Genomic DNA, 11,380 nt, shown 5'->3' with positions numbered 1-11,380 from the left:
CGCTTACGCCTCGAGCCACACGTTCTCCGCGAACATCCAGCCCATCAGGCCCGCGAGCGGAATTCCGCCGAGGCCTTTCAGCTTGGTCGTGTGCGCATCGAGCGAACTCTGGAACATCGGAATGCCGACGCCGCCGTCCTTGTGCACGAGCTCCTGCATGTCGCCGTAGAGCTTCTTGCGCTTCGCATCGTCCGGCTCGCCGCGCGCGGCGACGAGCAGCTGATCGAACTGCGGGCTCTTCCAGTTCGCTTCATTCCACGGCGCATCGGACTTGAAGAACTGCGTGAAGATGACGTCCGCGCTCGGGCGCGCATTGATGTTGCCGAAGCCGAGCGGATGCTTCATCCAGTGGTTCGACCAGTAACCATCGGCCGGCACGCGCACGACTTGCAGATTGATGCCCGCCTGCGGCGCGACTTGCTGCATCAGCACGGCCATCTCGACCGAACCTTCCGCCGCCGGCGATGCATAGAGCTGGATCGGCGCGCTGCCGACTTTCGCCTTCTGGAAGTGGAATTTCGCCTTGTCGGGATCGAAGCCGCGCTGCGGCAAGCCCGACATGTAGTACTTGTTGGTCGGATCGATCGGCTGATCGTTGCCGATCGCGCCATAGCCGCGGAAGATGGTCCTGCGCATCTGCTCGCGATCCATCAGATACATCATGCCGCGGCGGAAATCGGCGTTGCCCGTGACGCCGCCCTCGTCGCGCATGATGAGATCGGTGTACTGGCCCGTCTTCGTCTCCAGCACCGCGAAGCCCGGCGTGCCCTTGATGCGGTCCGTCGAGCGCGCGCTCACTGCGTTGATGAGCTGCACGTCGCCGGACATGAGCGCGTTCACGCGCGCGGGCTCGTCGGCGATGCCGATCAGCTCCACTTCGTCCAGATGCGGCATGCCCGGCTTCCAGTACTTCTCGTTGCGCACGCCGACGGTGCGCACGCCCGGCGAGAACTCCTTCAGCCTGAACGGACCCGTGCCGACGGCCGTCTTGAAGTCCGTCGTGCCGTCCTTGATGATGAGGAAGTGCGAGTCGGCGAGAATCACCGGCAGATCCGCGTTCGCGCCGGTGAGCGTGATCGTCAGTTCGTTCGGGCCGGTCGCCTTGATCTCCTTGAACTGATCCGCCAGCGTCTTCGCCTTCGAGCCGACCGCCGGGTCCTTGTGGCGCATCAGCGAATAGATCACGTCGTTGGGCGAGAGCGACTTGCCGTCGTGGAACTGCACGCCGCTGCGAAGCTTCACGACCCACACCGTCGCGTCCGTCGTTTCGAGCGATTCGGCGAGCGCCATCTTCGCGCCGAGATGCGAATCGAGCTCGGTCAGGCCGCTGTAGAACATGAACGCGCGCGCATAGTCGGTGCCGAGCGCGCCCTTGGCGGGATCGAGCGTATCGGCGGCGGACGACGATTGCGTCGCCACGCGAATCTTGCCGCCCTGCTTCGGCTTGTCCTGCGCGAAGGCCGCGCCGCTCGCGGTGAGCAGGCCCGTGCCCGTCACCGACAACAGTCCGCCCGCGGCCATCGCGCGAAGGACGTTGCGCCGCGACGCGCCACGGCGCGTCAGTTCTTCGAGCCGTTTGCCGGCATCGGCATGGGCAACTGCTTCAGGCGATTGATCGATGCTCATGGACTTCTCCGCGTGAGGGGTGCTGTGATCGTTCGACGGCTCGGTAGGCGGCCGCCTGTCTTGGCTTCAATAGAAAACGTCTTTGATCGAGTAATAGGCGCCGACGAGCGGCAGAAACCACGGCTTGCCGGTATGGCCCGGAATCGCGGGCCAGTCGAAATCTCGCCACGGGTTCGCGGCAGCGTTGCCGTTCATCACGTCGGCCATGATCTGTCCCATGTGCGTGGACATCTGCGTGCCGTGGCCGCTGTAGCCCATCGAGAAATAGATGCCGTCGTGCTGGCCCGCGCGCGGCAGGCGATCGGCGGTGATATCGACGAGCCCGCCCCAGCAATAATCGACGCGCACATCCGCGAGGCTCGGGAAAATCGATGTGAGATTCGCTTGCAGGATGCGTCCGCTCCTGGCATCGGAAGGACGCTCCGATGCGGTGAAGCGCGCGCGTCCGCCGAGCAGCAGGCGCGAATCGGGCGTGACGCGAAAGTAGTTGTGCATCAGACGGCTCGTGGTGTACGAGCGGCGCTTCGGCAGGAGACGCGCGAGCTCGCCGGCCGGCAGCGGCTCCGTCACGATGATGAACGAGCCCACCGGCGCAAGCCTGCGGCGATACCAGGCGAACGGGCCGTGCTTCGAGGGACCGGTTGCGATCAGCACCTGATTCGCGCGCAACGAACCGCGCTTCGATTCGATGCGATACGCGCCGCCTTCCTTCACGATGTTCGTGACTTCGGCATGTTCGTAAAGGCGCGCGCCTTGTCTTGCGGCTGCATTGGCGAGTCCGGCCGCGAACTTGCCCATATGCATCTGGCCGCCGTGACGCTGCAACAGGCCGCCATGGAAAGCGTCGGATTGCACTTCGCTGCGGATCTGCTCGCGATCGAGCAGATCGATGTCCGGATCGACTTCACGCCGGATCAGTTCGGCGGTCCTGGCGATATGTTCGAGATGATGCGGCTTCGCGGCGAGCTTCAGTTTTCCCGAAGCCAGATAGTCGCAATCGATCTGCTCTTCGCGGATCAAGCGCTCGACCGTATCCACCGCCGCCGCATACGCGCGATAGCAGCCCTGCGCACGCTCCACGCCGAGCTGCGCGCGCAAGGCCGCATAGTCCTGCGCAACGCCCGTATTGCACTGACCGCCATTGCGGCCCGACGCGCCGCCGCCCATGCGCCCGGCATCGAGCACGGCGACCGACGCGCCGCGCCTGCCCAACGCGAGCGCCGCCGACAAACCCGTGAACCCGCCGCCGATCACGGCGACATCGACCTGACCGTCGGCCGGGCCTTCGCACGTCGAGATCATGGCGGGCGCGGTATCGAGCCAGTAGGAGTCGAGTTTCATCGGCATTGCTCGCGTGAAGTGGTGATCAGAGACCCAGTTGCGTGGCGAGATCGCCGATGGTGTCCACTTCGTAATACTCGTAGTACGGCGTGCCCGGCTCGTGGCCGCGCTTGACGAACGCCTTGTGCTTGATGCCCATGTCGTGCGCCGTCATCAGGTCGTAGCGCAGGCTCGACGAAACGTGCAGCACGTCTTCCGGATTGCAGTCGAGCTGATCGAACATGTACTCGAAGCCCTGCATGCGCGGCTTGTACGACTGCGCCTGCTGCGCCGTGAACACGCGATGAAACGGCGCGCCGAGCTTGTCGACGTTGCTTTGGATCTGGTCGTTCGATGCGTTCGACAGAATCACGAGCCTGTACTTCGAAGCAAGCCGCGAGAGACCTTCCGGCACGTCCGGATGCGGGCCCCAGGTCGGCACGGCGGTGTAGAACCTCTCGGCTTCCGCCTCGTTGAATGCGACGTTCATGCGCTTGCACGCGCGGCGCACCGAATTGACGATGACGTCGCGATACGGCTTCCACGCCCCAAGCACTTCATCGCGCCGATAGCCTGCAAAGAACTTCACGAATTGCTCAAGAGCGTCGCCTTGCAGGCGGTCGGCGTACATCTCGCGAGCCATGTCGGCCATGCGGAATTTCGTCAGCGTGCCGTAGCAGTCGAACGTGATGTACTTCGGCTCGAAATCGATCATGGTGTCAGTCCTGTCGTGTGATGAACCCGTCCGGAGTTCGGTGTTGAAAGCAAGGAACAGCGATGTGTCGAGAAAAATTTAAACAAGGCAAAAATGTCGGATGGCGTTGAATGCGGGCCTTGCAACCACATAAGTCATGCGTTTTTCGACGCCGCGACAGCAGAAAATGCGGCGCATTTTTCGAACGTTCGTGCGTGTCAGCCTTCTGTATCGATCAGCACGCTCTTGAAGCGCAGATTCGCTTCATAGGCTTGCCGCCCGAGATCCTTGCCGATGCCCGAGCGCTTGTAGCCACCGGTCGGAATCACGAAGTCGCTCGTGCGGCCGTAGCGGTTCACCCATACGGTGCCCGCTTCGATGCCCCGCACCATGCGCAACGCGCGGCCGATGTCCGCCGTATGCACGCCCGCAGCGAGGCCGTAATCGGGGTGCGCGGCCAGTTCGAGTGCTTCCTCCTCGGTGTCGAAGGACTGCACGGTGAGCACCGGGCCGAAGATTTCGCCGCGCACGGCGTCGCTTTCCTGCGTGACGTCGCAGAGCAAAGTGGGTGAATAGAACGCGCCGGGCGTCGCGGCATCCGCGCGCTTGCCGCCGCAGCGCAAGGTCGCGCCGCTTGCGATGCTGCGCTGAACGATCGCGTCGATGCGCTGCGCCTGCGGCTCGGAGATGATCGGCGGCAATGTCGTGCCCGCGGCCCACGTCGGGCCTGCCTTCAGTTCACTGAATGCCCCGGCGATCCGATCGGTCAGATCTTCGGCAATCGAACGCTGCACCAGCAGCCGCGAGCCCGCGACGCATACTTGTCCCGCATTCCCGGTGATCGCGCCCGCGATGCGCCGCGCCACTTCGTCGATGCGCGGCGCGTCCGCGAAGACGATCTGCGGGCTCTTGCCGCCCAGCTCGAGCGTGACGGGCTTCGTGCCCGTTTCCGCGCACGCGGCCATGATCGCGGCGCCGGTTCGCGTCGAGCCGGTGAAAGTCACCTTGCCGATGCGCGGATGACGCACGAGCGCATCGCCCGTCGTGCGCCCATCGCCCTGCACCACGTTGAAGATGCCCGGCGGCACGCCGGCTTCCAGCGCAAGTTCGGCGAGACGCAGCGCCGAGAACGGCGTCATTTCCGAGGGCTTCAGCACGACCGCGTTGCCGGCCGCGAGCGCGGGCGCGGTCTTCCATATGCCCATCACGAGCGGAAAATTCCACGGCGCGATGGCGCCGATCACGCCGTACGGCTCGGCGATCGTCATGCCGAGATGCCGATGGTCGGTGGCCGCGACGTCGCCGCCGATCTTGTCGGCGAGTTCGGCGTAGAAGCGGATGCTTTCCGCGGTGAACGGTACGTCCCAGTTGTACGCATCGCGCACGGGACGCGTCGAACCCAGCGCCTCGAGCGGCGCGAGCGTGGCGGCATCGGCGGCGACAAGATCCGCGAACTTGCGCAGCACGCGTGCGCGCTCGCGCGGCGCGCGGCGCGCCCAGTCGGTCTTTTTGAACGCGGCCCACGCGTTCTGCACGGCATAGTCGATCATCGCATGATCGGCGACGGGCACCGATGCATACACGACGCCATCCGACGGCCGCGCCACTTCGATGCGCGACGCGCCCGCATCGATCAGCTCGCCACCAATGAAATGCCCGCTTTTGATGGAGATGCTGACGGGATCGAAACGGTCCATATGCGAGAGTCCTCCTCCGGGATGTTGTGTTGGCATGACGTCATCGTAGGACCGGACCGCCGGCATATTTCGCCGACAAAATTGCCGAGTCGGCACAACGCGCGCGTTCTTGCGGCCATAACCTCCGGTTTTGCGTTGCACCACGCGTACGGGCTCACCCATGGAGCGGGACAGGAAGATCATCCTAGCCATGTGCGCCGCGCGGTGTCACAGTCACGGTAACTGTCTTCAAAGCGAGGAGGCCGGCGTGCCCGACTCAGGCAAGAACGATGTGATCGAATACAGGGCTTTCACGCCCGACGACATTCCCGCCGCGCATGCGCTGTCGACGGCGGTCAAATGGCGGCATCGCATGGACGACTGGCGTTTCGCAGCACGTCTGGGCAGCGGGTTCGCCGCCGTCGATCAGCAAGGGACGCTCGTCGGCACGGCGCTCGCGTGGCAGTTCGGCACGGATGCGGCGACGCTCGGCATGTTCATCGTGTCGCCGGGGCATCAGCGGCGGGGCATCGGGCGTGGCCTGCTCGATCGGCTGATGGCGAAGCTCGGCTCGCGCACGTTGCTGATTCATGCGTCCGACGAAGGCAGGCCGATGTGCGAGGCGCTCGGCTTCGAGCACATGGGCACGATTCATCAGCATCAGGGTGCGGCGTTTCAGCCGCCGCTCGTTTCCCTGCCGCCAGGCGAGCGGCTGCGCCCGATCGGCGCGAAGGATACACCGCGTCTCGTCGAACTTGCATCGCGTGCGAGCGGGCTGGATCGTAGCGAGCTGCTGCCGCAACTGCTCGACGTGGCGAGCGGCATCGCACTCGATCGCGATGGCGAGCTGATCGGCTTCGCGCTCTTCCGACGGTTCGGCGACGGACATGTGATCGGGCCGGTGATCGCGCCCGAATCGCCGGACGAGAGCCGCGCCAAGGCGCTGATCAGCTATTGGCTTTCCCTGAACGCGGGCATGTTCGTGCGCGTCGATACGCCGCTGCGGTACGGGCTTTCCCCGTGGCTCGAAGGGCTCGGGCTGCCGCTCGTCGATACCATCGAGCAGATGGCGCTCGACGGCCCGCCATCCACCGATGCGACGCTCACCCAGTTCGCGCTGACGAGCCAGGCGCTGTGGTAGCAGAGGCGCGAACATCGATCGGACCGAGCTTCAGGCCTGTTGCAGCCACGCGAACTCGGCGAAGCGATAACCCATCACGCGGCCCGACGGACTGCCTTTCAATCCATGCAGCTTCGAGCTCTGCGCGTCGATGAAGTTGATGAACGCGGGAATCACGAGGCTGTTCTTCTCGTAGACGATCGTCTGCATGTCGCCGTACATCTGCTTGCGCTTCGCTTCGTCGCGCTCGCGGCGCGCCTGCACGAGCAGTTGATCGAACTGCTCGTTCTTCCAGCCCGACTCGTTCCAGTTCGCATTCGACCTGAAGAACTGCGTGTAGAGCAGATCGAGCGTCGGGCGCGGCAGGATCGAGCCGTAGGTCATCGGGTACTTCATCCAGTAGGTGGACCAGTATCCGTCCGCGGGCACGCGGCGAACGTTGATGTCGACGCCCGCCTGCTTCGCGGCCTGCTGGACCATCATTGCGGAATCGAGCGCGGTTTCCACCGAAGGCGGCGCGATGATCTCCGCGCGCGCGCCCGGCGTGCCGGCCTTCTTGAAGTGGAACTGCGCCTTGTGACTGATCGCGGCGCAACATTGCAGCACGCCGTGGCGTCCGGCTTCGGGCAAATCGGCCGTACCATCGACGAGCTCAAGCGCGATCATGCACAAGGCGAGATCGTCACGTTGTCGCTCGCAAGCGGTTTCGCCGCGCTGTGGCTCCTGCCGCGTTATGCCGAGTTTCGCAAGGCGTTTCCTTGCGTCAATCTGCGCTTGCAGGTCATGCCCGGGCGCCTGTACGGACCGCTCGAAGATGCGGACCTCGGCATCCGGCTGCATGGGCCCGGCTCGGACAGGAATCCGTTTTGCCTGTGTCCGGAAGTCATCGTTCCGATATGCAGCCCAAACTATCTCTCCGAGTTCGGCTCGCTCGACGCGCCGAAAAGCGCCGAAGGCCACACCTACATTCATCTCGATGTGACCACGCATTCGTGGGCCGACTTTCATCGAACGACGGGCCTCACCGATACGGGCGTCGGTAAAGCCGTACATCACACCGATCCGGGACTGTCGGTGCAATGCTCGATGCTCGGCCAGGGGATCGTGCTCGGCTGGCTGCTTGCCATCGCGGCGCCGCTCAACGAGGGCAAGGTGATTCCCGCATGGGATCGCTATGTCGAGACGGGCTGCCACTACATACTCGAACATCGCTCGTCCAGTCCTTCCGAGAATACGCGCAAGGTTGCACAGTGGCTCATCGATGAGATGAAAAGGGAACTCGATGACGCGCGGCGCGTGCTTGCTTCATTGCCAGCGGTTCACAAGACCCGTCAGGCGGACGAGGGGCGATCGGGCCCGCATCCGCCTATCTCACCCATCCGCGCTGAATGAGCGGCACGTCCCACGCGGGCTCGGGCCCCAGCCGCTCGGCGAGGAACTCGACCAGCGCCTTCACCTTGAGCCCCTGACGTTGCGTTGCGGGATAGACGGCTGCGAAGTTCAGCGGTGAGAGCGCATAGTCCGCCAGAATCGGCACGAGCGAGCCGTTCAGCAGCGACGCGCTCGCCACCAGCGTCGGCAGGCAAACCACCCCGCCGCCCGTCAACGCATAGTCGTGTAGCAGATGAACGGAATTGGAGCGGATGATGCCGGGCAACTCCATTTCCACGACCTCGTCGCCGCGCGTCATCGTCCAGCGATTGCGCGACGGATAGCCCGAATAGAGAGCCGTCCTGTGCTCCAGCAAGTCACGCGGATGCTGCGGTGCGCCATGCTCGTCCACATACGAGGGCGCTGCGCAAAACAGCCGCCGAACGGTAAAGAGACGCCGCTCGATCAGAGATTCGGAGATCGGCGGGAAGATCTGAAACGCGACGTCGAAGCCTTCCTCGATCGGGTCCACGACCCGGTCATTGACGATCACGTCGAGCTGGATGCCTGGATACCGGCGGTTGAATTCGGCAAGCGATGCGCCGAAGTGGCCCAGCGCGAAGCCCGGCAGCATCTGGATCCGGAGTCGCCCGGTCGGGGTCGCGCGCAACTCGCGCATCTGGTCGGTCAGCTCGTTGACCCGTCCCACGACCTCCGCGCAGTCGCGATAAAAGGCCTCGCCGACGTCGGAAAGCCGCACATGTCGCGTGCTGCGGTGAAACAGCGGCACATTGAGGAACTTCTCGAGTTGCTGGATGCGGTTGGTCACGACCGAGCTGGTGACCCCGAGCTGCCGTGCCGCCTCCGCGAAGCTGCTGGTCTCCGCTACCCGCACGAAGGCCTCGATGCTGAGAAAACGATCCATGCTGGTCCCTTTCGATCGTGTCCAGCACGTCAGTGTATCCGCTGCGGCGTGCGCGAACGAGCGCATGCGGCGGCACATTCCAACGGCTGATGGCACAAAGAAAGAGTGCGCGCGCAGCGCCATGCTTCTTCTCGAAGCAACGGCAGTCGCGCGCGCTTGATCCGCAGGCAGGTTCGCTTACTCGGGCTGCTCGCCTCCGGCGAACTCGACCGCCTGCGAATTCCGGCGCGCTCTGGCGGGAGCGGTTTCTTCGAGCAGCAGGCTTACACCGATACCGACCACCACCGCGCAAATCGGCAGCCATAGAATATTCTGGATTCCAAACCGAGTTGCGACGAATCCGGCAAGCGCCGGCGCCACGCCGCCGCCGAAGATCTCGCCGGCGCCCACCACGATGCCGATCGCAGTCGACACCATGCCGGCCGGCGCCGCCTCCGTCGCGACCGGCCCCGAGAGCAGCGAAACGAGGCCCAGCGTAAAGAAGGCCGCGACGAACAGCACGATGAACAGAACGAGCGGCTGCGAGCCGAGTCCGCGAAACACGTACAGCATGACCGCCGTTCCCGCGAAACCGACGATGCTCGCGAGACGCCGGCCGACGAGATCGGAGAGCCCTGGCAGACCGAACTGGCCGACGAAACCGCCGAAGCCGATGGCCGACACGACGACGCCCATGCGCTGCGTGTCCAGCGCGAGGTATTCGGTGAGGTAAAGCGGCAGCATCGCCCCCAGCACGAAGACACCCGTCATCGCACAGAACAGCGCAGCCATGGCGACGGGAATGTTGCGGCTCTTCAGCACGTCGCGCCAGTTGCCCCGCTCGGGCTGTGCAGCCTTCTGCGCCTGCCGTTCCGGGAGGGCTGATTCGGCCACTGCCGGCGACTCGCGAATCACGAGGAACATCAGCAGCCCCAGTATCAATCCGGGAATGGAGACGAGCGCGAACACCCAGCGCCATGTCACCACGTTGAGCAGTTGTGTCGCGATGATCGGTGAAAGCGCGAGCCCGAACAGCGCGAATCCGCTTTGCTGAAGCCCGAGATTGAAGCCGCGCCGCTTCGGATGGGAAGCGTCCGCGGTCGCGGCGAAGCTGGTCGGGCAGAACGATCCTTCGGCGACGCCCATCAACGCGCGAACGGCGAGCAGGCTGGCGAGGCCGCCTGCCACACCCGAGAAACCCGACAACAGGGAAAAGGCGATGATCGCGGGTATCAACACCTTGCGCCGCCCGATCCTGTCGGAGATGCCACCCATCAGCGCGGCGAAAATGCCCCACGAGAGACCCAGTATGCCGATGCAGTTGCCGACGTCCTGCGCGGTCAGATGCAGGTCCTTCATGATCGATGGGAAGAGCGGCGCGATCAGCCACCGATCGAGGCCGACGAGGCCAAATCCAAGCGCAAGCAGCGTCACGGCTTTCCATTCGTAGGACGTATCCCACCGGGTCGATTTCATCTTTGTCTCCTGAGTCAGAATCGGCGGTCGCCGTCACAAGGACGAGACCGATTCGGCCTCCTTGCAGCGCGGCGCCGCCAATGGCACAGAGAGTGACCCAGGCGCAGTTTGAAAAGAACGGCAGAACCGGCGAATGCGTCATTCGCGAAATGCAAATAATGGCGCGACAGCGGTCCGCGCCAGCGTCGGATAAGGCATTGCGGGCGGTTTCGAACCGGGGCGGCAAGGCTTCCGCCGCAAACTAGGGATACTTCGGATGGACGCCCGGGAACAGGCGGCGACAGCACGCGAGACGTGACGGCCCGCGTCGTCGCGCGCGAAAAATCGAGCAATCGTCATCGTCGACGATGGGCGGCACGGAACTGCGGTCACAGCGTCTGCGCCGACGTCGTCAGTCAGGGATTTCGGGCTCGACCAGTCTCGCCAATTGAACCAGCGACTCCTGCCAGCCGAGGTAGCACATCTCCACAGGAATGACCTCGGGCACGCCCTCCTGCACAATGGTGAGTTCGGTTCCGCAGGACACCTGTCGCAATGAGACGGTGACTTGCATCTGGCCAGGCAGGTTCGGGTCGTCGAAGCGGTCCGTGTAGCGGATCTTCTCGAACGGCACCAGTTCGATGTACTCGCCGCCGAACGAATGGCCGTTGCCGGTGCTGAAGTTGCGGAAGGACATCTTGTGAGTGCCGCCCGCGCGGGCATCCAGGTGGTGGACCTGACAGGTGAACCCGTAAGGCGGAAGCCACTTTGCTATCGCGTCGGGTTCGAGGAAGGCGCGATAGACGCGCTCGGGAGTCGCGCGCAAGACACGGTGGAGATGGATGGTTCCGGTAGTCATGGTGTGCTCACCTTTTGGAGAAATTGGACACACTTCTACGACGATGCATCGAAGCCGGAATCGACATTGGCCGGGATCAGGGAAAACACGGAGGCCGAACCATCCGTCGGGCAGGCTTCAGGTGCGTGCTTGAGGCCCGGCAGACCGATGGCGCGGGTCATCGCCAAGGCGATGATAAGCCGCAGCGCGCAGGCTGATCCCCGGCGTCGTGGTCGCTTACTGCGGACGTGCGAATGTCTGGCGCTCGCCGACAGCAAGCGGTCGAACTGTTGCTCGGAGTACGCCGCTATCCACGTATGGATTCGACCGAAGCCGATAATCAACGGCTTTCGCACTCGTTGGCACTCTTTGGCAC

11 protein-coding genes are annotated in these 11,380 nt (G+C 64.2%); 2 read left to right on the top strand and 9 right to left on the bottom strand.

Features of this window, described 5'->3' with window-relative positions:
* Window positions 1–3: 3 nt before the first annotated feature.
* From AWB83_RS21585 to AWB83_RS21570, 4 genes are all read right to left on the bottom strand, one after another.
* Window positions 4–1,626 carry an ABC transporter substrate-binding protein gene (locus AWB83_RS21585; protein WP_087047646.1) on the bottom strand — a complete coding sequence of 541 codons (1,623 nt, stop codon included), beginning with the start codon at window positions 1,624–1,626 and terminating at the stop codon, window positions 4–6.
* Window positions 1,627–1,692: 66 nt separating this feature from the next.
* Entirely contained in the window at window positions 1,693–2,967 is a 1,275-nt protein-coding gene (locus AWB83_RS21580; protein ID WP_087047683.1) for an NAD(P)/FAD-dependent oxidoreductase, read from the bottom strand.
* A gap of 25 nt (window positions 2,968–2,992) precedes the next feature.
* A complete protein-coding gene (locus tag AWB83_RS21575) occupies window positions 2,993–3,661 on the bottom strand; it encodes a haloacid dehalogenase type II (protein WP_087047645.1) in 669 nt (222 codons plus the stop codon).
* A gap of 197 nt (window positions 3,662–3,858) precedes the next feature.
* Window positions 3,859–5,337, bottom strand: a complete 1,479-nt coding sequence (locus AWB83_RS21570; RefSeq protein WP_087047644.1) for an aldehyde dehydrogenase family protein — start codon at window positions 5,335–5,337, stop codon at window positions 3,859–3,861.
* Window positions 5,338–5,584: 247 nt separating this feature from the next.
* Between AWB83_RS21570 and AWB83_RS21565 the strand changes: the two genes are divergently transcribed.
* Window positions 5,585–6,457 (top strand): GNAT family N-acetyltransferase, encoded by an 873-nt coding sequence (locus AWB83_RS21565; protein WP_244197837.1) that lies wholly within the window; start codon window positions 5,585–5,587, stop codon window positions 6,455–6,457.
* A gap of 30 nt (window positions 6,458–6,487) precedes the next feature.
* Here the strand turns inward: AWB83_RS21565 and AWB83_RS21560 are convergent, their stop codons facing one another.
* The gene (locus tag AWB83_RS21560; protein ID WP_244197836.1) at window positions 6,488–7,042 is read right to left on the bottom strand and encodes a periplasmic substrate-binding domain-containing protein; all 555 of its coding nucleotides are present in this window, start codon (window positions 7,040–7,042) and stop codon (window positions 6,488–6,490) included.
* Between AWB83_RS21560 and AWB83_RS21555 the strand changes: the two genes are divergently transcribed.
* Window positions 7,034–7,828, top strand: a complete 795-nt coding sequence (locus AWB83_RS21555; RefSeq protein ID WP_244197835.1) for a LysR substrate-binding domain-containing protein — start codon at window positions 7,034–7,036, stop codon at window positions 7,826–7,828. The genes AWB83_RS21560 and AWB83_RS21555 overlap by 9 nt on opposite strands.
* On the opposite strand, the gene AWB83_RS21550 is transcribed toward AWB83_RS21555, so the two are convergent.
* From AWB83_RS21550 to AWB83_RS36180, 4 genes are all read right to left on the bottom strand, one after another.
* Window positions 7,803–8,732: a LysR family transcriptional regulator gene (locus AWB83_RS21550; protein WP_087047642.1), complete on the bottom strand. Its 930-nt coding sequence runs from the start codon at window positions 8,730–8,732 to the stop codon at window positions 7,803–7,805. The genes AWB83_RS21555 and AWB83_RS21550 overlap by 26 nt on opposite strands.
* A 177-nt stretch (window positions 8,733–8,909) precedes the next feature.
* Window positions 8,910–10,187 (bottom strand): MFS transporter, encoded by a 1,278-nt coding sequence (locus tag AWB83_RS21545; RefSeq protein ID WP_087047641.1) that lies wholly within the window; start codon window positions 10,185–10,187, stop codon window positions 8,910–8,912.
* 391 nt (window positions 10,188–10,578) lie between these two features.
* Window positions 10,579–11,025 (bottom strand): SRPBCC family protein, encoded by a 447-nt coding sequence (locus AWB83_RS21540; RefSeq protein ID WP_087047681.1) that lies wholly within the window; start codon window positions 11,023–11,025, stop codon window positions 10,579–10,581.
* A 35-nt stretch (window positions 11,026–11,060) separates the two neighbouring features.
* The gene (locus AWB83_RS36180) at window positions 11,061–11,360 is read right to left on the bottom strand and encodes a hypothetical protein (RefSeq protein ID WP_143750086.1); all 300 of its coding nucleotides are present in this window, start codon (window positions 11,358–11,360) and stop codon (window positions 11,061–11,063) included.
* Window positions 11,361–11,380: the final 20 nt, after the last annotated feature.

The sequence above is a fragment of the Caballeronia ptereochthonis genome (assembly GCF_001545075.1).
GTDB lineage: Bacteria > Pseudomonadota > Gammaproteobacteria > Burkholderiales > Burkholderiaceae > Caballeronia > Caballeronia ptereochthonis.
Note: the sequence above shows the minus strand (reverse complement) of the source record. Positions and strands in the feature narration are given on the sequence as shown.

Coding starts and splice junctions, on each gene's coding strand:
- AWB83_RS21585 (WP_087047646.1), bottom strand. CDS start 1,626: ATGAGCATCGATCAATCGCCTGAAGCAGTTGCCCATGCCGATGCCGGC.
- AWB83_RS21580 (WP_087047683.1), bottom strand. CDS start 2,967: ATGAAACTCGACTCCTACTGGCTCGATACCGCGCCCGCCATGATCTCG.
- AWB83_RS21575 (WP_087047645.1), bottom strand. CDS start 3,661: ATGATCGATTTCGAGCCGAAGTACATCACGTTCGACTGCTACGGCACG.
- AWB83_RS21570 (WP_087047644.1), bottom strand. CDS start 5,337: ATGGACCGTTTCGATCCCGTCAGCATCTCCATCAAAAGCGGGCATTTC.
- AWB83_RS21550 (WP_087047642.1), bottom strand. CDS start 8,732: ATGGATCGTTTTCTCAGCATCGAGGCCTTCGTGCGGGTAGCGGAGACC.
- AWB83_RS21545 (WP_087047641.1), bottom strand. CDS start 10,187: ATGAAATCGACCCGGTGGGATACGTCCTACGAATGGAAAGCCGTGACG.
- AWB83_RS21540 (WP_087047681.1), bottom strand. CDS start 11,025: ATGACTACCGGAACCATCCATCTCCACCGTGTCTTGCGCGCGACTCCC.